Origin of the sequence: Pseudomonas fluorescens (genome assembly GCF_902497625.1) — a bacterium.
Classification (GTDB): domain Bacteria; phylum Pseudomonadota; class Gammaproteobacteria; order Pseudomonadales; family Pseudomonadaceae; genus Aquipseudomonas; species Aquipseudomonas fluorescens_BQ.
In genome coordinates this window covers 26630-51762 of record NZ_CABVGX010000024.1, presented here as the reverse complement: position 1 = coordinate 51762, position 25133 = coordinate 26630, and the positions used below count along the sequence as shown (strand labels likewise).

At 59.1% G+C, this 25133-nt stretch carries 24 protein-coding genes; 11 read left to right on the top strand and 13 right to left on the bottom strand.

Annotation, left to right across the window (positions count from 1 at the left end; translation table 11 throughout):
* Positions 1-26 precede the first annotated feature (26 nt).
* Positions 27-332, bottom strand: coding sequence for a DUF2288 domain-containing protein (locus F8N12_RS16050; protein WP_150581314.1), 306 nt, complete (start codon positions 330-332; stop codon positions 27-29).
* Between the two features lie 351 nt (positions 333-683).
* On the opposite strand from F8N12_RS16050, the gene F8N12_RS16045 reads away from it, so the two are divergent.
* From F8N12_RS16045 to F8N12_RS16025, 5 genes are all read left to right on the top strand, one after another.
* Positions 684-1811 carry a branched-chain amino acid ABC transporter substrate-binding protein gene (locus F8N12_RS16045; RefSeq protein ID WP_150581313.1) on the top strand — a complete coding sequence of 376 codons (1128 nt, stop codon included), beginning with the start codon at positions 684-686 and terminating at the stop codon, positions 1809-1811.
* A 232-nt stretch (positions 1812-2043) separates the two neighbouring features.
* Positions 2044-2967 (top strand): high-affinity branched-chain amino acid ABC transporter permease LivH, encoded by a 924-nt coding sequence (livH, locus tag F8N12_RS16040; RefSeq protein ID WP_150581312.1) that lies wholly within the window; start codon positions 2044-2046, stop codon positions 2965-2967.
* Positions 2964-4220, top strand: a complete 1257-nt coding sequence (locus F8N12_RS16035) for a high-affinity branched-chain amino acid ABC transporter permease LivM (RefSeq protein ID WP_150581311.1) — start codon at positions 2964-2966, stop codon at positions 4218-4220. Before livH ends, F8N12_RS16035 begins: the two co-directional genes overlap by 4 nt.
* Positions 4217-4984, top strand: a complete 768-nt coding sequence (gene livG / locus F8N12_RS16030) for a high-affinity branched-chain amino acid ABC transporter ATP-binding protein LivG (RefSeq protein WP_150581310.1) — start codon at positions 4217-4219, stop codon at positions 4982-4984. Before F8N12_RS16035 ends, livG begins: the two co-directional genes overlap by 4 nt.
* Positions 4985-5686, top strand: a complete 702-nt coding sequence (locus F8N12_RS16025) for an ABC transporter ATP-binding protein (RefSeq protein ID WP_150581309.1) — start codon at positions 4985-4987, stop codon at positions 5684-5686.
* Positions 5687-5879: 193 nt separating this feature from the next.
* Here F8N12_RS16025 and F8N12_RS16015 read toward each other — a convergent pair whose 3' ends face one another.
* Positions 5880-6788, bottom strand: coding sequence for a LysR family transcriptional regulator (locus F8N12_RS16015; protein WP_150581307.1), 909 nt, complete (start codon positions 6786-6788; stop codon positions 5880-5882).
* A gap of 105 nt (positions 6789-6893) precedes the next feature.
* Here F8N12_RS16015 and F8N12_RS16010 point away from each other — a divergent pair, with 105 nt between their 5' ends.
* From F8N12_RS16010 to F8N12_RS16000, 3 genes are all read left to right on the top strand, one after another.
* Positions 6894-7493 (top strand): short chain dehydrogenase, encoded by a 600-nt coding sequence (locus tag F8N12_RS16010; protein ID WP_150581306.1) that lies wholly within the window; start codon positions 6894-6896, stop codon positions 7491-7493.
* 183 nt (positions 7494-7676) lie between these two features.
* Complete coding sequence (locus F8N12_RS16005) at positions 7677-8342, top strand: COG3650 family protein (protein ID WP_150581305.1); 666 nt, start codon at positions 7677-7679, stop codon at positions 8340-8342.
* A gap of 95 nt (positions 8343-8437) precedes the next feature.
* On the top strand, positions 8438-10051 hold the full coding sequence (locus tag F8N12_RS16000) for an NAD(P)/FAD-dependent oxidoreductase (RefSeq protein WP_150581304.1): 1614 nt from the start codon (positions 8438-8440) through the stop codon (positions 10049-10051).
* A gap of 124 nt (positions 10052-10175) precedes the next feature.
* On the opposite strand, the gene F8N12_RS15995 is transcribed toward F8N12_RS16000, so the two are convergent.
* Positions 10176-11270: a PLP-dependent cysteine synthase family protein gene (locus F8N12_RS15995; RefSeq protein WP_150581303.1), complete on the bottom strand. Its 1095-nt coding sequence runs from the start codon at positions 11268-11270 to the stop codon at positions 10176-10178.
* Positions 11271-11506: 236 nt separating this feature from the next.
* On the opposite strand from F8N12_RS15995, the gene nhaA reads away from it, so the two are divergent.
* Positions 11507-12694 (top strand): Na+/H+ antiporter NhaA, encoded by a 1188-nt coding sequence (gene nhaA / locus F8N12_RS15990; RefSeq protein ID WP_150581302.1) that lies wholly within the window; start codon positions 11507-11509, stop codon positions 12692-12694.
* A 98-nt stretch (positions 12695-12792) separates the two neighbouring features.
* Here nhaA and F8N12_RS15985 read toward each other — a convergent pair whose 3' ends face one another.
* Positions 12793-13257 (bottom strand): glycine zipper 2TM domain-containing protein, encoded by a 465-nt coding sequence (locus F8N12_RS15985; RefSeq protein WP_150581301.1) that lies wholly within the window; start codon positions 13255-13257, stop codon positions 12793-12795.
* Positions 13258-13424: 167 nt separating this feature from the next.
* Here F8N12_RS15985 and F8N12_RS15980 point away from each other — a divergent pair, with 167 nt between their 5' ends.
* Positions 13425-13661 (top strand): hypothetical protein, encoded by a 237-nt coding sequence (locus tag F8N12_RS15980; protein WP_150581300.1) that lies wholly within the window; start codon positions 13425-13427, stop codon positions 13659-13661.
* Positions 13662-13666: 5 nt separating this feature from the next.
* Here F8N12_RS15980 and pdxH read toward each other — a convergent pair whose 3' ends face one another.
* The 5 genes from pdxH to dinG form a co-directional block, all read right to left on the bottom strand.
* Entirely contained in the window at positions 13667-14314 is a 648-nt protein-coding gene (pdxH, locus tag F8N12_RS15975) for a pyridoxamine 5'-phosphate oxidase (RefSeq protein ID WP_150581299.1), read from the bottom strand.
* A 24-nt stretch (positions 14315-14338) separates the two neighbouring features.
* Complete coding sequence (locus F8N12_RS15970; RefSeq protein WP_150581298.1) at positions 14339-15448, bottom strand: OmpA family protein; 1110 nt, start codon at positions 15446-15448, stop codon at positions 14339-14341.
* 116 nt (positions 15449-15564) lie between these two features.
* Entirely contained in the window at positions 15565-16710 is a 1146-nt protein-coding gene (locus F8N12_RS15965) for a serine hydrolase domain-containing protein (protein WP_150581297.1), read from the bottom strand.
* A gap of 229 nt (positions 16711-16939) precedes the next feature.
* Positions 16940-19381: a beta-galactosidase gene (locus tag F8N12_RS15960; protein ID WP_224787710.1), complete on the bottom strand. Its 2442-nt coding sequence runs from the start codon at positions 19379-19381 to the stop codon at positions 16940-16942.
* Between the two features lie 96 nt (positions 19382-19477).
* Positions 19478-21622 (bottom strand): ATP-dependent DNA helicase DinG, encoded by a 2145-nt coding sequence (gene dinG, locus F8N12_RS15955; protein ID WP_150581296.1) that lies wholly within the window; start codon positions 21620-21622, stop codon positions 19478-19480.
* A gap of 99 nt (positions 21623-21721) precedes the next feature.
* Between dinG and F8N12_RS15950 the strand changes: the two genes are divergently transcribed.
* Complete coding sequence (locus F8N12_RS15950) at positions 21722-22186, top strand: CopD family protein (protein ID WP_150581295.1); 465 nt, start codon at positions 21722-21724, stop codon at positions 22184-22186.
* 210 nt (positions 22187-22396) lie between these two features.
* Here the strand turns inward: F8N12_RS15950 and F8N12_RS15945 are convergent, their stop codons facing one another.
* The 4 genes from F8N12_RS15945 to F8N12_RS15930 form a co-directional block, all read right to left on the bottom strand.
* The gene (locus F8N12_RS15945) at positions 22397-23155 is read right to left on the bottom strand and encodes a collagen-like protein (protein ID WP_150581294.1); all 759 of its coding nucleotides are present in this window, start codon (positions 23153-23155) and stop codon (positions 22397-22399) included.
* A complete protein-coding gene (locus F8N12_RS15940; RefSeq protein ID WP_150581293.1) occupies positions 23148-23426 on the bottom strand; it encodes a DUF1145 domain-containing protein in 279 nt (92 codons plus the stop codon). The genes F8N12_RS15945 and F8N12_RS15940 overlap by 8 nt, the downstream gene beginning before the upstream one ends.
* A gap of 147 nt (positions 23427-23573) precedes the next feature.
* Positions 23574-24296, bottom strand: coding sequence for an OmpA family protein (locus F8N12_RS15935; RefSeq protein WP_150581292.1), 723 nt, complete (start codon positions 24294-24296; stop codon positions 23574-23576).
* 90 nt (positions 24297-24386) lie between these two features.
* The gene (locus F8N12_RS15930; RefSeq protein WP_150581291.1) at positions 24387-25082 is read right to left on the bottom strand and encodes an OmpA family protein; all 696 of its coding nucleotides are present in this window, start codon (positions 25080-25082) and stop codon (positions 24387-24389) included.
* Positions 25083-25133 lie beyond the last annotated feature (51 nt).

The following is a 25133-nucleotide window of genomic DNA, read 5'->3' as shown; positions in this document are numbered from 1 at the left end:
ATCAGCGCACCAATTCGGTGCAACGATCATTTTGTCGCCCTTTCCTGGATCAGGATCCACGGCGAAACCACCACGGCCCACAAGTGCGGATCACGTTCAAAGAGATCCAGCGCCCGCGTTTCAGACAGCTTGGCAACTTCGTCGGCAGCCAGCCAGGCAGCGACTTTCTGGCCATCGTCCGTGGCCACTGCCTCGGCGGCTGCAATCAAATCCAGCGCAGGATCGACCCATAACAGGGCACCCTTGGCGAAGAACGGTTCGAGCTCTTTCCAGGTAATTGATGCGGTCTCACCAAGCAGCTTGGCATAGAGGGTGCTAGGTTCTTGAGTCATGGGTCCTGTCCGGAAAAGAAATCGGCGCGAATGATAACGTTGGTGCTCTGGCAGAAAAACCCGGATGCAATTTGCTTCACCGAATGAAAAGAGCAGGAATGCCAGGGAATGCAGCCGAATCAAGCAATTAGGCAGCTAACATCCATCCGCAATTCTGTAATTTTCTTTCAAAAAAGCGACACCCTCTGGTTTTGCCCCCAAGCGCCAGCTTCCCAGGCTGACAATCGGCGCTCTACACTGTACCGGTACAGTTGCCAGGGGCATTTTCCGGAGGATATCCAAGATATCTGACCCGGTTCTGCTGCTACGGCGCCAGGACTATAAAAACTACAACAGTAAGAGTGGAGCACTATGACTAAGGCTACTAAGCAGATTTCCAAACTGTTTGCCGCTATGGTTCTGGCAGGGGTTGCCAGCCATTCGTTCGCAGCTGACACCATCAAGATCGGCATCGCGGGCCCTAAGACCGGTCCTGTAGCCCAATACGGCGACATGCAGTTCAGTGGCGCAAAAATGGCTATTGAGCAAATCAACGCCAAGGGCGGCGTCGACGGCAAAAAACTCGAAGCCGTAGAATACGACGATGCCTGCGATCCGAAACAAGCCGTGGCCGTTGCGAACAAAGTCGTCAACGACGGCGTGAAGTTCGTGGTCGGTCACCTGTGCTCCAGCTCCACTCAGCCGGCTTCGGACATTTACGAAGACGAAGGCGTGATCATGATCACCCCGGCGGCCACCAGCCCGGACATCACTTCCCGTGGTTACAAAATGGTCTTCCGCACCATCGGTCTGGACAGCGCCCAGGGCCCTGCCGCCGGTAACTACATTGCCGATCACGTCAAACCGAAAATCGTTGCTGTTCTGCACGACAAACAGCAATACGGCGAAGGTATCGCCACCGCCGTTAAACAAACCCTCGAGAAGAAAGGCACCAAGGTTGCCGTGTTCGAAGGCATCAACGCCGGCGACAAGGATTTCTCCTCGATCATCCAGAAACTCAAGCAGGCCAACGTCGACTTCGTCTACTACGGCGGCTACCACCCTGAGCTGGGTCTGATCCTGCGCCAGGCTGATGAAAAAGGCCTGAAAGCCAAGTTCATGGGTCCTGAAGGCGTGGGTAACGACTCGATCTCGCAGATCGCTCAGAAGGCCTCCGAAGGTTTGCTGGTGACCCTGCCGAAATCCTTCGACCAGGATCCGGCCAACATTGCTCTGGCTGACGCGTTCAAAGCCAAGAAAGAAGATCCAAGCGGTCCGTTCGTGTTCCCGTCCTACTCGGCGGTAACCGTGATTGCAGAAGGCATCAAGGCAGCGAAAAGCGAAGACGCTGCGAAAGTGGCTGAAGCCATTCACGCCGGTACCTTCAAGACCCCGACTGGCGACTTGAGCTTCGACGCCAAGGGTGACCTGAAAGACTTCAAATTTGTGGTTTACGAGTGGCACTTCGGTAAACCAAAAACTGAAGCTTCGCCTCAGTAAGGCCTTGCCTGACTGACTGCCAATAAAGCCCACGGCGTGCCGTGGGCTTTGTTTTACGAACGTATTGGGCCGTGCTGGCGTGATCCGCCAGTCTCCCCACCTGAAAATCTCAAAACCGTCATCAGCGGTTCGCTGGCAAACCTCGCGTTCGAAGTGGGTGCAGATCCACGGGGCTCGAGCAGGAAAATGACTCCACCAGTGAAATGCGTATCAGGTTTTTAGGAGCGCTGTAATGCCTGACATCTATCACTTCCTCCAACAGCTGGTTAATGGTCTGACCATTGGCAGCACGTATGCCCTGATTGCCATCGGCTATACGATGGTTTACGGCATCATTGGAATGATCAACTTCGCCCACGGCGAGGTGTACATGATCGGTTCTTACGTGGCCTTCATCGCCATCGCCGGGCTGGCCATGCTGGGACTGGACAGCGTGCCGCTGTTGATCACCGCTGCTTTCATCGCGACCATCGTCGTGACCAGTGCCTACGGTTACAGCATCGAACGCGTCGCTTACCGCCCCTTGCGCGGCAGCAACCGTCTGATCCCGCTGATTTCCGCCATCGGCATGTCGATCTTCCTGCAGAACACGGTTCTGCTGGCGCAAGACTCCAAGGACAAATCCATCGCCAACCTGATCCCGGGCAACTTTACCTTCGGGCCAGGTGGTGCACATGAAGTGCTGATTTCCTACATGCAAATCGTGGTATTCGTGGTGACCTTCGTCGCCATGCTCGGCTTGACACTGTTCATCTCCCGCTCTCGCCTCGGACGTGCCTGCCGCGCCTGTGCCGAAGACATCAAGATGGCCAACCTGTTGGGTATCAATACCAACAATATCATCGCCCTGACCTTCGTCATCGGTGCCGCACTGGCAGCCATCGCGGCCGTCCTGTTGAGCATGCAATACGGTGTGATCAACCCGAACGCCGGTTTCCTGGTTGGCCTCAAGGCGTTCACCGCAGCAGTACTGGGCGGTATCGGCAGTATCCCCGGCGCCATGCTCGGCGGGCTGGTATTAGGGGTGGCGGAAGCCTTTGGTGCCGATATCTTCGGCGACCAATACAAGGACGTCGTGGCTTTCGGCTTGTTGGTTCTGGTTCTGTTGTTCCGGCCGACCGGCATCCTTGGCCGTCCGGAGGTTGAAAAAGTATGACTAGGAATCTTAAACAGGCACTGTTCAGTGCCTTGCTGGTATGGGCCGTGGCCTATCCGGTACTGGGTCTGAAACTGACCATCGTCGGCATTCACCTTGAAGTGCACGGCACTAGCAGTGCCACACTGATCACCATCGCGGTGTGCTCCGTGTTGATGTTCCTGCGGGTGCTGTTTGACCAGCAAATCAGCTCGGCCTGGCGTTCCTCGCCCAACATGCCGTTGATCCCGGCCAAGGCCAGCAACTTCCTGACCCTGCCAAACACTCAGCGCTGGATCATCATTGCGCTGGTTGCCGGCGCGCTGGTGTGGCCGTTCTTCGGTTCTCGCGGAGCGGTCGATATCGCCACGCTGGTGCTGATCTACGTGATGCTCGGCCTCGGCCTGAATATCGTGGTCGGCCTCGCCGGTCTGCTCGATCTGGGGTACGTCGGTTTCTATGCCGTCGGGGCTTACAGCTATGCGTTGCTGTCGCACTATCTAGGCCTGGGCTTCTGGATCTGTCTGCCGATCGCTGGCCTGATGGCGGCCACTTTCGGCTTCCTGCTCGGTTTCCCGGTACTGCGTCTGCGTGGCGACTACCTGGCGATCGTGACCCTTGGCTTCGGTGAAATCATCCGCCTGTTCCTGCGTAACCTCACCGATATCACTGGCGGCCCGAACGGTATCAGCAACATCGAGAAGCCGACGTTCTTCGGGCTCACCTTCGAGCGCAAAGCGGCAGAAGGCATGCAAACGTTCCATGAATACTTTGGCCTGGCCTACAACTCGATCAACAAGGTGATGTTCCTCTACCTGGTTGCCCTGTTGCTGGCCCTGGCGGCACTGTTCGTGATCAACCGTTTGCTGCGCATGCCGATTGGCCGGGCGTGGGAAGCATTGCGTGAAGACGAGATCGCCTGCCGTGCGCTGGGCCTCAATCCTACAGTGATCAAGCTCTCGGCCTTCACCCTGGGCGCCGCCTTCGCCGGTTTCGCCGGCAGCTTCTTCGCCGCACGTCAGGGTCTGGTAACACCGGAGTCCTTCACCTTCATCGAGTCGGCGATCATTCTCGCCATCGTCGTACTGGGTGGCATGGGCTCGCAACTGGGCGTGATTCTGGCGGCTGTGGTGATGATCCTGTTGCCTGAAATGATGCGTGAGTTCAGTGAGTACCGCATGTTGATGTTCGGCGCCTTGATGGTGCTGATGATGATCTGGCGTCCTCAAGGCCTGCTGCCTATGCAACGTCCTCACATGGAGCTGCGTAAATGAGTCGCGAGATCCTTAAAGTCGAAAATCTGAGCATGCGCTTCGGCGGCTTGCTGGCGGTCAACGGCGTCGCCCTGACCGTCAAGGAAAAACAGGTTGTTGCCCTGATCGGCCCTAACGGTGCCGGCAAGACCACCGTGTTCAACTGCCTGACCGGTTTCTACAAGCCGAGCGGTGGCAGCATCCTGCTGGACGGTGAGCCGATCCAGGGTCTGCCCGGCCACAAGATTGCCCTCAAAGGCGTGGTGCGCACGTTCCAGAACGTGCGGCTGTTCAAGGACATGACCGCGGTCGAGAACCTGTTGATCGCACAGCACCGCCACTTGAACACCAACTTCCTGTCCGGTCTGTTCAAGACGCCGGGTTTCCGCAAGAGTGAGCGCGAGGCGATGGAATTTGCCGAGTTCTGGCTCGACAAGGTCAACCTCACGGCGTTCGCCAACCGTCCGGCCGGCACGCTGGCCTACGGTCAGCAACGTCGTCTGGAAATCGCTCGCTGCATGATGACCCGCCCGCGGATCCTCATGCTCGACGAACCGGCCGCCGGCCTGAACCCGAAGGAAACCGAGGACCTCAAAGCACTGATCAGCATGTTGCGTGAAGAGCATAACGTTACCGTGCTGCTGATCGAACACGACATGAAGCTGGTCATGAGCATTTCCGACCACATTGTCGTGATCAACCAGGGCACACCTTTGGCAGACGGCACGCCGGAACAGATCCGCGACAATCCTGAAGTGATCAAAGCCTACCTGGGGGAAGCGTAAATGCTGCAATTCGAAAACGTTTCCACCTTCTACGGCAAGATCCAGGCGCTGCACGACGTCAACGTCGAAGTTCGTCAGGGCGAAATCGTCACGCTGATTGGCGCCAACGGCGCCGGCAAGTCGACCTTGCTGATGACGCTTTGCGGTTCACCGCAAGCCCACAGCGGCAGCATCCGTTACATGGGTGAAGAGCTTGTTGGCCTGGACTCGTCGCAGATCATGCGCAAAAGCATTGCGGTCGTGCCGGAAGGTCGCCGGGTGTTTGCCCGCCTGACCGTTGAAGAAAACCTCGCCATGGGCGGATTTTTCACTGACAAGGGCGACTATCAGGAACAGATGGACAAGGTTCTCGAACTTTTCCCACGCCTGAAAGAGCGCTTTGCCCAACGCGGCGGCACCATGTCCGGCGGCGAACAGCAAATGCTCGCCATCGGCCGCGCGCTGATGAGCAAGCCGAAACTGCTGTTGCTCGACGAGCCATCGCTGGGCTTGGCACCGATCATCATCCAGCAGATTTTCGACATCATCGAACAGCTGCGTAGAGACGGAGTGACTGTGTTTCTGGTCGAGCAGAATGCCAATCAGGCGCTGAAAATCGCGGACCGCGCGTACGTCCTCGAAAACGGCCGCGTGGTCATGCAAGGCACGGGTGAGTCGCTGCTGACTGATCCAAAAGTGCGCGAAGCGTATCTTGGTGGTTGAGTCTTTGCGGTAAAGAGAAAACGGCCTTCGGGCCGTTTTTTATGCGTGCCACAAAATGAATGACAGGACACCCCCTGTGGGAGCGCGCCTGCTCGCGATAGCGCTGTGACAGCTGACATTTATTTCGACTGCCCCTGCGTAACCGCGAGCAGGCTCGCTCCCACAAGGTTCAGCGGCGTGCCACACCTATCGCTTAGAGCCGGTCCAGCGCCTCGCCACTGCGTTTGAACCACCCGATCAGATAATCTGCCAATACTTGCGTGCGTTTCGGCAACCCGCCTTGATACGGGTGTACCAGGTACATCGGCATCGTCCGCGTCTGATAATCACGCATGAGCCAGCGCAATCGGCCGTCAGCCAGTTCCGTTTGCAGCAGGTATGAAGGCAATCGCGCTATCCCGGCACCGGCCAATGCCGCTTTTTTCAACAGACTGTAATGATTGCTGGCAAATGGCCCTGAGACTCGCACCCGCATCAGTTCGTGTTGCTGGTGGTAAAGCCATTCTTCACGCCCGCTGTAGTGGCTGTTCAGCAGGCAGCGGTGCTCAGCCAGTTCGTGCGGGGTGGATGGTTCGCCGTACTGCTCAAGATACGCGGGGCTCGCGCAAGTCATCTCGTGCCAGGCCAGCAGCGGCTTGGCCACCAGGCGCTCGTCATTGCCAACCTCCGAGCGCACCGCGAGATCGAAGCCGTCGCGGGACAGGTCGCGATAGGCGTTGGCAAGGTCGAGTTCGATCTGCACATCCGGGTATTGCTGGGAAAACTCCAGCAACAAACCGTCGAAGAAGGTTTCACCCAGCGACACCGGAACTGTCATACGCACCGGCCCGGCCATGTCGTCCTTCAAGCGTGCCAATGCCTGACGCGCCCTTTCCACTTGGACCACAAGCTCCTGGGCTTGCGGCAACAAAGCCGCGCCCGCTGCGGTGAGGCTGAGTCGGCGGGTGGTTCGTTGCAGCAAAACCACAGAGAACCGTGCTTCCAACAGGCTGATGCGTTTTGACAGCTGTCCCTTGCTGCAGCCCAACTGCTGCGCCGCCAGGGTGAAGCTGCCGGCGTCGACCAGCACAGCGAACGCCGCCAGATCATCCATCTCGCTCATGGATTGTTTCCATATGAAAACCAAAGGTTGCCTATTAGTGCGCTTATCCGCCTAAAAAATCACCCTAGACTGGCTACTCGTTCAACTCCTTTGAGGAACAGCAGCATGAAGATTCTTTTGATCGGCGCGACAGGCACCCTCGGCTCAGCCATCGACAAAGAGCTTAGCGAACGTCATGAGATCATTCGCGTTGGCCGTAACAGCGGCGACTATCGGGTGGATATCAGCGACAGCGCTTCGATTCGCAAGCTGTTCGAACAGACCGGCAACTTCGATGCACTGGTCTGCGCGGCAGGCAACGTGACCTTTGCGCCATTGGCGGACATGACCGAACATAGCTTTTCACTGGGGCTGAAAGACAAGCTGATGGGCCAGGTCAATTTGCTGCTGATGGGGCGCGAATTCGCCAACGATGGCGGCTCGTTCACCTTCACCACCGGTGTGCTCAGTCATGATCCGATCCGCAGTGGCGCCTCGGCAGCGCTGGTCAACGGCGCCATCGACAGCTTCGTGCGTGCTGCGGCCACTGAGCTGCCGCGCGGCCTTCGCATTAATTCGGTGAGCCCGACGGTATTGCTCGAAGCCATGGGCAAGTACGCGCCGTACTTCCGTGGTTACAAACCGGTTCCGGCCGCCGATGTGGCGTTGGCCTACGCGAAAAGTGTGGAAGGCCTGCAGACGGGTCAGACCTATCACGTAGGTTGAGAACGCCGTGGTCCGTAGGAGCTGCCGCAGGCTGCGATCTGTTGATTTCCGGTGGCATTGAAAAGATCCAGATCACAAGATCGCAGCCTTCGGCAGATCCTACGGGTGATCGACAACAATCGTCGGGGTTGTGATGAACGGCCAGGCTCAGTAACGTGGCGGCACTTGTCAGGAGAGCCAAAGATGCGCGTTGCCCGTCCCTTAGTCCTTGTTACCCTGCTGCCGCTGTTCGCTGCCTGTCAGCTGTTTGATGGCCAGCGTGAAAGCGCCTCGCATGTGGGCCAGACCCGCCTGCAGGGTCAGTTGACCGCCGCCGACGGAAAATTGCTGTTCCAGCCATGCAGCGAACAGCGCAGCTATGTGGTCAACGACACCGGTGGCACCAGCGTTCTGCAAGAGGCCGCGACCCTGGCCGATGCTCAAGGCAAGCTGTTCGCCGATGTGCGCGGGCGTGTGGTCACGAACGGCAATGAAAGCAGTATCGATCTGGCGCAACTCTACCGCGTCGAACGTTCAGGCGCTGCGTGTGACGATCCCAATTTCAAACAACTGATCCTGCGGGCTGCCGGCCATGGCCCGGAGTGGAACGTCAAAGTCAGCGGCAAAGGCATGATCATCGACCGCGCCGGCCAGCCACCCTTGGCCGTGCCTTACGTCGAGGAACAACTGGGCGATGGCCGCTTCAACCTGAGCACCGAAATCAATAACCAGCACATCGAACTGTGGGTCGCGCCGCAGCGTTGCGTCGACAGCAGCACCGGCAGCGTTAAGCACATGAGCGCCGAATTGCGCGTGGATGGCCAAGTGCAGCGCGGCTGCGGGTATTTCGGCGGCTCGCGCGACGACTGATCGTTTTAGCCTCACGGGATTCGGCGGTTGCGGCTTATAATCGCCGCCTTCAAACGCCTTGGCGCAGTTGTGCGCCCCGCGAACCGGATCCCGTCATGTTACGAATCACCGAACTCAAGCTGCCGATCGACCATCCCGAAGAAGACCTGCGCCCTGCCATCGTGCAGCGCCTGGGCATCGCCAGCGATGATCTGCTCGACTTCACCTTGTTCAAACGCAGCTACGATGCGCGCAAAAAGTCCTCCGAGCTGTGCTTCATTTACACCATTGATCTCAACGTTCGCGACGAAGCGGCGCTGTTGCTTAGGTTCGCCGACGACCGCAACGTCAACGTAGCGCCGGATGTCAGCTACAAACCGGTCGGCCAGGCGCCTGCCGACCTGGAACAACGCCCGGTAGTCGTAGGGTTTGGGCCATGCGGGATTTTCGCCGGGTTGCTGCTGGCGCAGATGGGTTTCAAGCCGATCATCCTCGAACGCGGCACCGAAGTGCGTCAGCGCACCAAGGACACGTGGGGCCTGTGGCGCAAAAGCGTGCTCAATCCCGAGTCCAACGTGCAGTTCGGAGAAGGCGGTGCCGGGACATTTTCCGACGGCAAGCTTTATAGCCAGATCAAGGATCCGAAGTTCATCGGCCGCAAAGTCCTGCACGAGTTCGTCAAGGCCGGCGCGCCGGACGAAATTCTCTACGTGAGCAAACCGCACATTGGTACGTTCCGTCTGACCGGTGTAGTGGAAAACATGCGTGAGCAGATTCGCGCATTGGGCGGCGAAGTGCGCTTCCAGCAGCGCGTCACCGACGTACTGATCGAAGATGGCCAACTGTTCGGCGTCGAGCTCGATGGCGGCGAACAGATCCACTCGAAACACGTGATTCTCGCCCTCGGCCACAGCGCCCGGGACACCTTCCGCATGCTCCATGGCAGGGGCGTGTTCATGGAAGCGAAGCCGTTCTCGGTGGGTTTTCGCATCGAGCACCCGCAGTCGCTGATCGACCGCGCGCGTCTCGGCAAATACGCCGGGCACCCTAAGCTCGGGGCCGCCGATTACAAATTGGTGCACCACGCCAGGAATGGCCGTTCGGTGTACAGCTTTTGCATGTGCCCGGGTGGCACGGTGGTCGCCGCGACGTCCGAGCCGAATCGTGTGGTCACCAACGGCATGAGCCAGTATTCGCGCAACGAGCGTAACGCCAACTCGGGGATCGTCGTCGGGATCACGCCTGAGGTCGATTACCCGGGCGGTCCGTTGGCGGGTATCGAATTGCAGGAGCGTCTGGAATCCCTCGCGTTTGTGCTGGGCGGCAGCAACTACGAGGCGCCGGCGCAACTGGTGGGAGATTTTATTGCTGGCAAGCCGTCGACCGAATTGGGCAGTGTTGAACCGTCCTACAAGCCCGGCGTTGCTCTGGGCGATCTGGCCCTGGCCTTGCCGGCCTTTGCTATCGAAGCGATTCGCGAAGCATTGCCGGCTTTCGAGAAGCAGATTCGCGGCTATTCCCTGCATGACGCGGTGTTGACCGGGATCGAGACCCGCACCTCATCGCCGCTGCGGATCACCCGCAACGAGTCGATGCAGAGTCTGAATGTAAAGGGACTGTTCCCGGCTGGTGAAGGCGCAGGTTATGCGGGTGGGATTCTGTCGGCGGGCGTCGACGGGATTAGGATTGCCGAGGCGGTGGCGCGAGATATTCTCGGCCTCGAGGCCTGATACAAATTCCCTGTGGGAGCGAGCCTGCTCGCGAGAGCGGTAGGTCAGTCAGCATCTTTGTTGAATGCTTAATCGCTTTCGCGAGCAGGCTCGCTCCCACAGAAGTGTCAGTGTCTGAAAAATTTTAGATATTGGCGCGCAACACGCTGGCCGGCAGCGCCTCACCGCGCTCGACGCAGGCCGCGACAATTCCCATCAACTCATTCAGTTCATATCCCTGCGCCTTGAGCCAGTCCTGATTGTAATAACTCGTCTCATAACGCTCACCGCCGTCGCACAAAATCGCCACGATCGACCCCGACTGCCCCGCTGCTGTCATCTGCTGCGCCGCCATCAAGGCGCCGATCAGATTGGTCCCGCTCGATCCGCCGACCCTGCGCCCCAAGCGCTGCGCGAGATAATGCATGGCCGCCAGTGACAACGCGTCCGGCACCTTGACCATCGCATCAATCACCTTGGGCAGGAACGACGCCTCGACCCGCGGCCTGCCAATGCCTTCGATGCGCGAACCATGATCCAGCGTCAGGCTGGCATCGCCGGTCAGGTAATAATCGAAGAACACCGAACGCTCGGCGTCGGCACACAGCACGCGGGTGCAATGCTGGCGATAACGCACGTAACGGCCCAGTGTCGCGGTGGTCCCGCCGGTGCCCGGGCTGGAGATGAGCCAGCTTGGCTCGGGGTGCAACTCGAAACGCATCTGCTGGAAAATCGATTCGGCGATATTGTTGTTCGCCCGCCAGTCAGTAGCGCGTTCAGCGTAGGTGAACTGGTCGATAAAGTGACCATCGTGCTCAAGCGCCAGCCGCTCGGATTCGGCGTAGATCTGGGTCGGATCCTCCACCAAGTGGCTCTTGCCGCCGTAGAACTCGATCTGTGCGATTTTCTCTCTGGACGTGGTAGCTGGCATCACCGCAATAAACGGGACACCCAGCAAACGGGCGAAGTAAGCCTCGGAAATCGCCGTCGAACCGCTCGAGGCCTCGATCACAGGCGCACCGGGTTTGAGCCAGCCGTTACACAAGGCGTATAAAAACAAAGACCGCGCCAAACGGTGCTTGAGGCTGCCGGTGGGATGGCTCGACTCGTCCTTGAAATACAATTCGATGCCTGGCAATCCAGGTAGCGGCAAGGGAATCAGGTGCGTATCGGCGCTGCGCTGGAAGTCGGCCTCAATGATCCGGATCGCTTCGCGGGCCCACTGTCGGTTGTCGCTCATATACTTTTCTCGTTGAGTGGGCCTTATGGCAAGGCTCAGTCCGTCAGCTTAGGAAAAATCCTACAAGACACACAGATACAGCTGAGTCTAATTAAGTCTCGTAACTGCTAGGCTTAATTTTCCGAAGACTGAGCTCTGTAAAGGCATATAACAAAAAAGAATATAACTTTTGTTTTAACAACTAACGGTACGGGTTAGGGTGTCCCACCTTTTGAATTCATCGATGGAGAGCGACCTTGCCTCTGCGTAGCACATTCACGCGTTTCTTTCAGTTGGAAGCGGCCAGCGGTCTGTTGTTGATTGCTGCAGCCGTTCTGGCCCTAGTCATCAACAACTCGGCGCTGTCATGGCTCTACAACGGCCTGCTGGACACCCCGGTGGTGGCCCAGATCGGCGCGCTCAAAATCGCCAAGCCATTGCTGCTATGGATCAACGATGGCCTGATGGCCATGTTTTTCCTCCTGATCGGGCTGGAAGTGAAGCGTGAAGTGCTCGACGGTCAGTTGTCGAAGCCCTCGCAGATCGTGCTGCCCGGCGCTGCGGCGATTGGCGGCATGGTCGTGCCGGCGCTGATCTACTGGTTTCTTAATCGAGACAACCCGTCTGCACTGGACGGCTGGGCGATTCCTACCGCGACCGATATTGCTTTCGCACTCGGTGTCCTGGCGCTGCTGGGCAAGCGAGTTCCAGTTTCACTGAAGCTGTTCCTGATGACGCTGGCGATCATCGACGACCTCGGCGCGATCATTATCATCGCGATCTTTTACTCCGGAGCGCTCTCGACCCTCTCGCTGGCATTGGCCGCGGCCTGCATCGCCGCATTGATCGGGATGAACCGGCTCGGCGTGGTGAAACTCGGGCCGTACATGATCATCGGTTTGATACTGTGGGTCTGCGTACTGAAAAGTGGTGTGCACGCCACGCTGGCCGGCGTCACCCTTGCCTTCTGTATTCCGCTGCGCACGAAAAATGCCGAGCCTTCGCCGCTGCTGACCCTTGAACACGCCCTGCATCCCTGGGTGGCTTACGGTATTCTGCCGCTCTTCGCCTTCGCCAACGCCGGCCTGTCCTTGAGTGGTGTGACCATCGAAAGCTTCACCCATCATGTCCCGATGGGCATCGCAGTCGGTCTGTTGCTGGGCAAAATGGTGGGCGTTTTCGGCCTGACCTGGCTCGCGGTGAAAATCGGCATCGCTACCCTGCCCCAAGGCGCGAATTGGGGCCAGGTATTGGGTGTGGCAATCCTCTGCGGGATCGGTTTCACCATGAGCCTTTTTGTCGGTTCGCTGGCATTCGTGCCGGGCGTGAGTGAATACGCCGGGATGGACAGGATGGGCATTCTCACCGGTTCGATATTGGCAGCGTTGATTGGTTATGGGGTAACCGCCGCCGCCAGCCGCAAACCCGCCGCCCTGCAGTCCTGATATCCCGGAACCAGCCGGAATCTGTCGGTGACAGCAGCGAACATAAAAAACCCCGACCAGTCAGCTGATCGGGGTTTTCCTTTACCGCTCGTTCGTGCTTAGTGCGAAACGCGGCTTGTGCCATCTACCGTGGCTATACGCACACGCTCTCCAACACGAAACACTTCGTTTTCCTGAACCTGCTGCACATAGGCGCGCATGCTGCCGTCGTCTTCGCGAACGGTGATTTCGACACCCTGGGTGCGAGTCAGGCCTTCTTCGGTGGCCGAGCCCAGCAGGCCGCCGGCGACCGCGCCGATGACTGCTGCAACGATACTGCCGCGACCACCGCCGATGGCGCTACCGCCTACACCGCCCACAACGGCACCTGCTGCGCCACCGATCGGGGTTTTGGTGCCTTCGATTTTTACCGGTCGCAGCGCTTCGATGGTGCCCATGCGAATCGTCTGCACACGACGCGCTTCGTCACGGGAATAGGAGTCACCGGTCAGGTTCGATTGGCAGCCAGTGAGCAACATTGCCATCGTGGTAAAGGAAGCAACCAACAGAACAGACTTACGCATAGCATCAACTCCAAAAAGACAGGTATTCATTAAACTCCGCAGCTTGACGCCTGTCACGGTATCGCCCGGATAAAATTGGTTTCATTCAGTTCCGGTACAGACGTGTCGCGAACTCACCACACAATAGAGGCATGGCGTTTTCTGCGCCGCGGACTCAAAGGATTGCCATGGATTACTTCATCATTATCGTCACCACTGTCGCCGGCCTGTATTTCCATTGGTGGCTGTACGTGCGGATCAAACGCTGGATGGACCGCGATCTGGCACTGGCGCTGGCGGGAGGCGATGAGCAGAAGAAAGCGTTCATGCTCCAGCAACTGGCAAATGCGCAAGCGCAAAAGATCAAGCGCCGGGACTTGCCGACATGGCTGGAGGCCGCCTCAGCAAGCTATCCCGGTCGGTAGACTGCTCAAGGTGCCAGACGTTCAAGAATCCAACCGGCTTCCTGTAGACGATAATTGAGGCGGTCGTGCAGACGGCTCGAGCGACCCTGCCAGAATTCAATGCGCTCCGGCAGCAGACGATAGCCACCCCAGTGCTCGGGGCAGTGCGGCTGGGTTTCACTGAATCGTTGTTCGGTGTTCCTCAGTAACTCTTCCAGTTCGGCACGATCGGCAATCACCCGGCTTTGCGGTGAAGCCCAGGCCCCAAGACGGCTGCCCAGCGGACGTACCTGATAATAGGCGTCGGATTCAGCAGGCGTGACTTTCACTACTCGACCTTCAATGCGCACCTGGCGCTCCAACGCTGGCCAGAAGAACGTCATTGCCGCGCAAGGGTTAGCGGCAAGCTGCTCACCTTTGGCGCTGTCATAATTGGTGAAAAATGTGAAACCCTGCTGGTCGAGGCCTTTGAGCAGCAGAATGCGGCAATGTGGCCGACCCTCCCGATCGACGGTAGCCAGGGTCATGGCATTGGCTTCCACCGGCGCCTGCTCGGTTTTCACCGCGTCGGCGAACCATTGGTGGAACAGCGCGAAAGGCTCGGCCGGGGCTTGCGCCTCGGTCAGGCCATCGCGGGTATAGTCGCGACGCATATCAGCCAGGCCCTGGGTCATGGCGCATTCCTTGTAGTTAACGAATCACTTCTTTGCAGCATCAGCAGCGGCGACTTTCTTGTCGGTGGTTGTTGCTTTGGCTTTGGCCGGCGCCGTTTTCTTCGCCGGAGTCGCCGCTTTGGCTGGCGCCTTTTTCGCTGGAGCCTTGGCAGCCGCTTTCTTCGCCGGAGCTTTCTTCGCGGCCGGCGCAGGGGCGACTTTCTTCGCGGCAGGCGCTGGGGCAACCGGCGCCACGGCTGGTTTGACATCCTGCGCGGCGACCATACGAATTGGCGCCGGTGCCGGCATGTTGTACTTGCTCAGCAGTGCAACCATGGTGTTTTGCGGCGTCACCAGCAGTTCCACGCGACGGTTCAAGGCTCGGCCTTCAACGCTGTCGTTGGCAGCGCGCGGTGCTTCGCTGCCCATGCCGCGCAACATCAGACGATCACGCTGCAAACCGCTCAGACGGAAAATTGCCGCTACGGCCTGTGCGCGTTCCTGGCTAAGTTTGACGTTGGCCGGATCAGCGCCAGACGTATCACTGTGGCCGAGGACCAACACTGCAGTCTTCGGATCGACTTCAAGCATTTTCGCGACACGGGTAAAAGGGCCCAGTGTGACCGGCAGCAGCATCGAAGGGCGGTCAGGGTTGAACGAACCTTCTACCGGCGCGGTGACCACCAATACGTTTTCACGACGCTCAAGTTGCAGGTTGCTGTCCTTGATCGCGGTACGCAGGCGCGGTTCGTAGTCGTCGAGCCAGGCTTGGGTCACTTTCGGATCAGGCAGCGGGACTGCCTTGACGGTCGGTTGATCTTTCCCACCGAATGGCCACCACCATTTGCCATTCTCTGCGGCTTCAGCCTTGGCCACTTCGACCGGCTTGGCTTCAGGTTTGATCTCCGGCTTCTTGTCGAGCACTTCTTCCGAACCGAACGGCCAGTACCATGGATTGGCGCTCTCAGCTTTGGCGACCGGGGCAGAGGCAGCAGGTTTCAGCGGGGCCGGAGCCGAGGCAGGTTCTTTTGCCGCGACCTTGTCAGACGATCCAAACGGCCACCAGCTGCTGCCGTCTGCATCATTTTGTGGAGTCTGTGCGCAACCGGTAATAGCGAAACACAGGGCCAAAGCGAAAGTTTTGTTAGATGACATTGGATATCCACAAAGATGAAGTCATAAAAAAAATCAGGCCGGCATGAACCGGATAAACAGGCAATTTGAAACCATTAAGGCATTTGGGTTCCGGCCCTGGAACCCATCAGCCCGTTTTACAGACAAGTGGCCATTACGCGCACCAGCTTTTGCGCACGCGGATCCATCAAAATGTAAGGACCCAGCGTATTGGTAACGAAGCCGAACGCTACATCGTGCTCCGGGTCGGCAAAACCGATAGAGCCGCCAGCACCGGGATGGCCAAACGCGCGCGGGCCCAGGCCAAAGGTTGCGTTTGGTACATCTGGTTGATCGAGCATGCAACCCAGACCGAAACGGGTCCGGGTCAATAATGTCTTGTCTTCGCCAATGCTGTGTTCGCGGGTCAACTCATCAAGCATCTCGCTTTCAAGCAGGCTGCCGTCCAGCAGGCCAGCATAAAAACCCGCGAGGCTGCGCGCATTGCCATGACCGTTGGCGGCTGGCTGTTGCATGCGCCGCCACTCAGGTTTGTTGGTGCTGGTCAGTACCGAAGGCGGATTGGTGAATGCCCGTGTAGTCATGGCGGTGGGTTCGCGCATTGTGACTTGAAGCAAACGCTGGGCAGCCGCGTCGCCAGCGTTACCCTTGCCCCGAGCGATGTGCGCGACGCGGTGAAACTCTTCATCGGCCAAACCGACATGAAAATCCAGCCCCAGCGGCTTGGCCACGCGGGCCACAATGGATTCACCCGGGCCGCGGCCATCGACGCGCCGCAACAATTCGCCAACCAGCCAGCCATAAGTGATGGCGGCATAGCCGTGGCCCTGACCCGGCGTCCACCAAGGCGACTCGGCGGCCAGAGCATTTACCATGGTCTGCCAGTCGTAAAGCGCTTCGGGCGCGAGCAATTCGCGCAGTGCCGGCAACCCTGCCTGATGGCAGAGCAACTGACGCAACGTGATCGCTTCCTTGCCAGCCGCCGCGAATTCCGGCCAATAGCGAGCAACGGGTGCATCCAGCTGCAACTTGCCTTCGGCAACCAGTTGCAGCGCAGTGACCGCGGTGAACGTTTTGGTGCAGGAGAACAGGTTGGCGATGGTATCGCTGTGCCAGGCTTCGCTGCCGTCCTTGTCAGCGGTACCGGACCAGAGATCGACCACAGTTTCCCCGCCAATCTGAATGCACAACGCTGCGCCGCGTTCCTGGGGATCGTCGAATAACGCCGCAAAAGCCTCACGTACCGCTTCGAACTTAAGCTCGTAATGACCCTGAATCTGCACCCGCAACTCCATCGGTTGAACGCTCTACGTTGTGGCCTGCATTGTTCCAGCCATTGACGGTTTTGGGAACAGGGTCAGGCCGGGCGGTTACTTACCCTTTTGATGGGTTTGAATGTGGGTGCTTTGCCGGACGCCATCGCGAGCAGGCTCGCTCCCACATGGATCTGTGTATGAAAAGATCTTATGCAGGAGCGGGCCTTCTCGCGAAACACACGCGCTGTAGCGGGACTCAGCGAGCGTCGGTATTCTGACCGGCTTTATCCGCATCAGCTCTGGTTTTCTCCGACGCTTTGATCAACTGATCAACCGCCTGCAAGTTGCTTTTTCGCACAGCCTCCACGAACCCCTGGAACGGCAGATCGGTAACGCCCACCAGCCCGAAGTGGCCATTTTCACCGTCCAGCAAACGCCCGGTCACCGGTTGATCGAGGTATTGGAACCAGTGCACGCCGACAATCGATGGCTCGCTGATGGCCTGCTTGAGGAAATTGGCATAAGCCGCACCGCGATCCTCTTCCTTGGCCAGTTGCGTCACGCCCCCCCAGAACGGGCCGCGATCAGCCGAGCCGAAGTTGAATTCCGTGATCAGCACTGGCTTGTCCAGATTGCGCAATGTTGCAAAGTCATAGCCGTCCTGCGGCTGCAACGTGTACATGTTGAAACTCAACACGTCGCAGTATTGAGCACAAGAATTGACGGCCTCAGGCGTGCTCACGGCAAAACGGCCACCCAGCAACAGTTGGTTTGGCGCGTGCCATTTAAGGGAATCAGAGATGGTCTTGAAGTAAGTGTCGGCGAACACCTTCTGAAAGTATTTGAAGTCGGCTTCAATTTCCGGGTATTCCGCGCTTGGCAGTGGTGGTACAAACCCCGGGTCTTCCATTAATTCCCAGGCGGGCAAGTCAATGCCCCAGGCCTTGGAAAGTCCAGCCTGGTTGCGATATTTGTCGCGCAACTGTTTGAGAAACGCGCGCTTGGCCGGCACGTCGGTGGTCATTTTCAAGGTGCCGTACGCAAGGGCGTAGCGAGCTTTCGGATCGCCGCCGGGGCCGGCCCAGGCCAGCTCATTGTCGGCGTAGTAACCGATTAGCCAAGGATCGTCGCGATGGTCGCGGGCGGCGATGGCCACGGCGCGCTCGGTGGCCATGGCGAAACGCGGGTCAAATGGATCAGGCATGCCACCCCACCAGTCGGTGCCCGTGCTGATGCTGGCGTAGTCGCCGACGATCGACAACGGCAAGGTGTACGGCACCCTGTCCAGGTTGTCGAACACGGGGGCGCTCCAGTTGCCAATGGTGTTGAAACCCCATGCCTGAAGGCGATCAAGGGTGTGATGAGCCCACTTCTTCTCATCAACCACGGTTTTGCAGGTGTCCGGGCTCGTTTGCGCGGCCGCTTTCTCAACGGTTGCATCGGCTGCGTCAATCTTCGCCGCTTCAGCGACACCGGCCTTCGCCTCTGACGGAGGAGCGAGGGGTTGCTCAGTGGCCTTTTCAACTGTGGCTTCTACCGCATCCGCCTTGGCCGCTTCCGCTACCCCAGCCTTGGTATCGCTGCCCAAGGAGCAGGGATCGCCATACAAACGCTGCAAATTGGCGCCATAAAAATCGTACCAGCGTCCGCTGCCATAACCACGCCCCTTGTCGGCGCCATTGCCGCCGCGGTTATCGCCTTCACCATAATGAGTGGCCAATGCGTCGTCGGGTTTCGGCAACGATTCAAACATCCACTCGCGCCCGGCGACGTAGGTTTGGTTGACGTTCGGCGAAACGGTGTTAACCCCAAGCGAATAGAACGGATGTCCTTCCGGCGTCACCAGGTACCAACGGCCATCACGTTTTTCGCTGCGAAAAAAACCGCTGGCCTTGAACGTCGGGCCTTGTGTCCAGCCGCCAAACTTGTCGAGGGAGCCTTTGTGACGTTCTGCCAGCCAGGTTTTCAGCTGTTGCTGTTCCTTGGCGGCGGCGCTTTTCAGTTGCTCGTCACTGCTGACCTTTTCTGGCCATTTGGTACGGGTCGATTGCCCGTACGCGTCGACCAGTCCGCCATAAGCGGCTTGAGTGACCGCCTCGGCGTTTTGCACACCGAAGCGCTCCAGCAAAATGCTTTGTGCCACTTTCGGCTGGTCCATCGAGAGGGTCACCGACACCACCTGGCTGCGATCCAGTTCGCCGGCGCTGCTGGCGAGCAGCACGCGCTGGCCATCAAAGGTCATCGGCATCGGCGGACCAGCTTTCATGCCCATGCCCAGCGGCGAACTCGGTTGCAACGGCACCAGCAAGGTTTGTGCGGGACCCGCTGGCAAGTCGACCCGACTGATCAGGGTCTTGCCGTCATTGCTCTGGATTTTCACGTACAGCGTCACGGCCCAATTCATTGCGCTCTGGATGCGCAAACTCATCACCCCGGACTGTGACCAGTCCCAGGCTCCGGTTTGCGGGGTCAGGCGCAGGGTCGGTTCGGCCACCGGGTTGAAGGTCACCCTGCGCAGCACTTCGCCGTCGGCCGTTTGCTCCGCGTTGGACTGCGGCAAGCTGGCGTCCTGCGTCGCTACCTGCACGACATCGGCGGGGCGCACAAAGTTGAACAGCGTTTGCTGACCGGCAGGCGCGGCCAGCACAGGGGCTGCAAACATCAGAGCGAAAACAGCGGGCAACGAACGGCGGATCATAAGAACGAAGTTCTCCCTAACGACCTTCAATGGGCCAGTGGAAATGCGATGATAGAAGGATAGACAACACAGCGGGCGAAATGGCCCACCGCTGTATCAGGAAATTTCGCGCCGAAACGGCGGCAGTGCATTGAGAATCGCCTTGCCGTAACGCTGGGTGACAAGACGACGGTCGAGCAATGTGATCGTGCCGCGATCCTCTTCGGTGCGCAGCAAGCGGCCACAGGCCTGGACCAGTTTCAGCGAGGCATCCGGCACGGAGATTTCCATGAATGGATTGCCACCCCGAGCCTCGATCCACTCGGCCAGCGCCGCTTCGACCGGATCATCCGGTACCGAAAAGGGAATCTTGGCGATGACCACGTGTTCGCAGTAGGCACCGGGCAAGTCGACCCCTTCGGCGAAACTGGCCAGACCGAACAGCACGCTGGAATCGCCGCCATCGACCCGCGCCTTGTGCTTGTTCAGGGTTTCCTGTTTCGACAGGTTGCCTTGAATGAACACTTGCTTGCGCCAGTCGCGGTCGAGCCCGTCAAACACGTCCTGCATCTGCTTGCGCGAAGAGAACAGCACCAGGGTGCCGCGCGAACCTTCGACCAGTTGCGGCAGATCGCGGATGATCGCAGCAGTGTGCGCGGGTGCATCACGCGGGTCGGCTTTGAGGTCCGGGACCCGCAGCACACCGGCGTCGGCGTGGTGGAATGGACTCGGCACCACAGCAGTCACGGCTTTTTTCGGCAGGCCGGCACGCATACGGAAACGGTCGAACGTACCCAATGCAGTGAGGGTCGCCGAGGTCACCAGCGCACCGTAAGCCACATTCCACAAATTTCGACGGAGCATTTCCGCCGCGAGGATCGGGCTGGCATTGACCTCGATATCGAACAGTGAACCGCTCTCGGCAAGGGTTAGCCAACGCGCCATGGGCGGATTGTCTTCCGGGTCTTCGACGGTGAAGGCCGTCCACAATTCCCAGTTGCCGGAGGATCGCGATAACAAACTGCCAAACAGCGGATACCACTCTTCGGCCTGATTACTCGCAATCCCGATGTTGACCTCACCGTCCATGCCTTCCTTGAGCAGCTCGGTGAGTCGGGTGAACAGGTCGGTAAGACGGGCAAAGGCTTTCTTCAGCTCGATACCCATCTCGCGCATGTGCTCGGGAATGACCCCGCCTACGAAGCGATGGCGTGGCCGCTCGCGACCTTCGACGTCTTCGCCGGGCTTGAAATCAGCGACCTGTTCACAAGCGGTGAACATGAATTGCTGCTGGGTCTTGATCTCGCGGGCCAGCTCCGGCACCTGTTCGATCAACTTGCCCAGATCGCCAGGCAGCGGGTGCTGGGCCAACAGTTTAGTGAGGTTTTTCGCGGTGGTTTCCAGCCAGTCGGCGGTGGAACGCAGGCGCGTGTAGTGGGCGAAGTGACCGATGGCCTTGTCCGGCAGATGATGACCTTCGTCGAACACATAAATGGTGTCGCGCGGATCGGGCAAGACTGCCCCGCCGCCAAGCGCCAGGTCAGCCAGCACCATGTCGTGGTTGGTGACGATCACGTCGACTTTGCCCATGCCTTCGCGGGCCTTGTAAAAGGCGCACTGGCCGAAGTTGGGGCAATGACGATTGGTGCACTGGCTGTGATCGGTGGTCAGGCGCGCCCAATCGGCGTCTTCGAGGGCCGTAGACCAGCTGTCGCGGTCGCCGTCCCATTTGTTGCCGGCCAGCTTCTCGATCATGCTGGTGAACAGCTTCTGACTGGCCTCATCGACCTCGATCCTGAAGCCTTCTTCTTCGAACAATTGAGCGGTGGCCGTTTGCGCGTGGCCTTCCTGCAGCAACATGTCGAGCTTCGACAGACACATGTAGCGACCGCGCCCCTTGGCCAAGGCGAAGGTGAAGCTCAGCCCGCTGTTGCGCATCAGGTCGGGCAAATCCTTGTAGACGATCTGCTCCTGCAGGGCGACGGTGGCGGTCGCGATCACCAGACGCTTGCCCGCAGCCTTGGCCGCAGGAATCGCCGCCATGCTGTAGGCGACCGTTTTACCGGTACCGGTGCCGGCTTCCACCGCGACAATTGCGGGGTCGCCGCTGCGCCGGCCTTCGTCATCGGTGTCGATGGCACCGAGGACTTTGGCAATTTCGGCAATCATCAGGCGTTGACCGTAGCGCGGTTTCAAGCTCTTGGCTTCGAGAAAACGCGTATAGGCGCCCTGGATCGTGGTTTTGAGTTCGGTGCTGATCATGAATGGTCGGGCGTAAAAAACGCTGGATAAATTTTCAGTGGTTTGAATCGGACGGTATCATACCGCGCTAATTAATCCCGCGCAGAACGGAGTAACTCAATGACACCTTTTGGCATCGTTTATACCCTGCATGTCCTGTCCGCACTGGTGTGGGTCGGCGGCATGTTTTTCGCCTGGATGGTCTTGCGGCCTGCGGCGATGAAGGCGCTGGAAGGTCCTGCCCGGTTAACGTTATGGGTGGAAGTGTTTCAGGGATTTTTTCGCTGGGTCTGGGTGGCGGTGGTGCTTTTGCCGATCAGCGGAGTGGGCATGATCCATCTGCAATACGCCGGCTTTGAGGCCGCTCCGCGTTACGTGCAGATAATGATGGGACTTTATGTGGTGATGACGGCGCTGTTTATCCGCATTCAGGCGCTGATGTTGCCGGAGTTGCGCACCGCGGTTTCAGCTAAGGACTGGCCGACGGGCGCGGCGGTGCTGGGGCGGATTCGCAGATTGGTGGGGGTTAACCTGGTTGTCGGGTTGGTGTTGGTCGCGATTGCTGCGGCCCGACCGATGTTTTGAGGCCGGGTACGGCCCCGTTGCGAGGGGACTTGTCGAAACGTCGCACCGCCCCGTTCGACTGCGCAGCAGGCGCAATCCAAGCGCCCGCCGATGCCGCCTGAGTGCCGCTTCGCAGCACAACGGGGACAAGTCCGCTCGCCACAGCCGATGACGCCTGAGTGCCGCTTCGCAGCACAACGGGGACAAGTCTCCTCGCCACAAGGGTTATGTTTACAACCTCTGGAGGGTTACCGCCCCTTCGGCGCCAGCAGGCCCTGGCTGCCCGTCCAGCCCCGGACGCCCACTCTTGCCGCCATCCGCCTTGTACACGAAGCAACCCTTGGCCTTGCCGCCTGCCCCCGGTTTACCGCCCGGCCCCGCCAGACCACCTGCCCCGCCCGCGACTTGAACCTTTATCTGTTCGATCGGGTAGTCACGCGGCACTTCCAGACGAACCAGTCCGCCTGGCGCCCCTGGCTGGCCATCGCTGCCGTCGCTGCCATTGGCACCGCGCCCCGCCTGACCCCATGTGCAACCCGGCGCCTGGCCGTTCGCACCGTCGAGACCCACAAAGCCCGGCGCACCGGCACCGCCGCGCGCATCGATCGACAACTGCGGTGCGTCCAGCGCCTTGATCTGCAGGTTCAGATTCCGCCCCGCACGTGCGGCCTTCAGGTAAGTGCCAGGTGCACCGCGAGCGGTAATCTGGCTGCCTTCGGACAATTGCGCACGACTGACCGTTAACGCCAGTGCCTGTTCGCCGGGCACGATGGCAATCCGCGCATCCTTACCCAGCTGTAATTCATCCACGGACACCTCGGTCACGTTCGATGGAATCAGCAGCGTGCCGTAATCGGCCACGTGCAGGCGTTCGAGCTGCAAGGTGCTGGTGGTGTTGGGAAGGCGCATCAGGGAGTTGGTTTCGACACTGACCACTTGGGCGCAAGCCAACGGGCTGATGAGTGCAGCGAGTAGACAGAGTTTACGCATGGGTAGCCTTCGATGCGGTCGGGACCGGGAGGGTTTGCAGGTGAAAAACACCAAAAAAGAGAATTTTCAGACGGTCACGCCACGGATGGGGACGACCACGGAGGCTGCGCAAACAAAAAACCGCTTCCAGCAGATGAAGGACGGCCAGCACCGCGCCCGCCGCATTGACCAGCAAATTTAATGGATGCACGAAAGGCAACAGCAGGTTGACCAGTACCACCAACCAGAAAAGCAGGGTCAACAGCTTCCCCAATCCCCAAAAGACCTTCATATGCTCCTCCGTGGAGAATTATTCTTTGCGCGCACAGTAACGGCTTCCACGCAAGATAAGCCAGAGGGCAACGAAAATTCTTCATGAAGGCCGCCGAATGGCCGGCGCAGCAGCAATCATCGCTGCGCGACGGCTCTATCACGAGGCTCAGCGATTGATGTGCAACTCCACCCGGCGGTTTTTCGCGCGACCTTCGTCGGTGTCGTTTTCGGCCACCGGCTCACTTTCACCGCGTCCTTCGCTGGTGAGTTTGTTCGGCGCCAGGCCCTGACTCAACAGATAGCCGGCCACACTGCTGGCGCGGCGTTCGGAGAGCCCCTGATTGTAAGCATCGCTGCCGACGCTATCGGTATGGCCCACCACCTTGATGCTCACCACATCGACATTCTGCAATTTCGCCATCAGGGAATCGAGCTCGCTGCGGGCTGAAGGCGTCAACTCGGATTTATTGAAGGCGAACAGAACATCGTTCGCATCGCTTAAGGTCACGACTTCGGTGGGCGCAGGAACGGGTTCGGGTTTCACGCTGGCAGGGTATTGCGGCAGCGGACAACCGTGGTGTTCGACGGGAGTATTAGCAGGTGTATCAGGGCAGCGGTCGCGCCGGTCAAAAACGCCGTCGTCGTCTTCATCGCCATCCTGAGCAAAACAGATCAAGCCGCCGGTGACGATCCCAAGCGCTGCTCCGCCGGCCGCCCAGCCCCCACTTTGCAAGGCACCCAAGCCTCCACCCACCAGGCCGCCGAGCACGCTGCAGACCGGCCAGGTCCGTTGATTGAGGGGGGCAGTGCCATCGCTGTGAGTAGCGCAACCGGTCAACAAGCTGCCAAACAGCAGAACCGGCAAGACGGTCTTCGTAAGAACGCTCATGGTGAAAGCTCCTGTGTTACCGGCCGATGCCGGTTACACAGGAGTAAAGACCCGCATCCGCGACTGCACAAGCGCGAAGTGCGAGGGGGCTCAACGCTTGATCTTGATTTCCGTGCGGCGGTTCATCGCGCGGCCGTCAGCAGTTTTGTTATCAGCCACCGGCTGGCTTTCACCGGCACCGGCCACAGACACGAAACTGGCACGCGGCACCCCGCTCTGAACGAGGTAGTCGACCACCGAGTGCGCACGTTTGTCTGACAGGCGCTGGTTATAGGCGTCGCTGCCTACGCTGTCGGTATGACCGACCACGGTCAGTTGGGCGCTGGCAGTCTCCTGTTTAAGGCGGGTAGCGATGGTGTTGAGGACTTCTTTATCAGAAGGTGTGAGGGTGGCTTTATCGAACTGGAAGTGAACATCGCGGATGACAATGGTCTCTTCGTCAACCACGACCACCTCTTCGACCACGGGTGCAGGGACAGGCGGAGGGCAACCATCGGCATCGACCTGCACGCCTTTAGGCGTACCCGGGCACTTGTCGCGGCTGTCAGGCACACCATCGCCGTCTTCATCCGCGTCGCCGTGAACCCAGCAATAAGCTGCTGCCGTACCACCCACTACCAAGGCGCCGTAACCGGCCCACGACGAACTTTGGGTGGCGCCCAGGCCCGCACCGACGACACCGCCGACCGCCGCACAGGTCGGCCAGTCGGTTTTCTGCAAACCTGCGCAACCAGTCAACACACTGGTTAGCAGAACCAAGGGTAATGCTGTCCGAACTATGCTCATCTAGTTTTCTCCTGAAGGATCGGCTTGAAACCGATTCAGGGAGTAAAGACC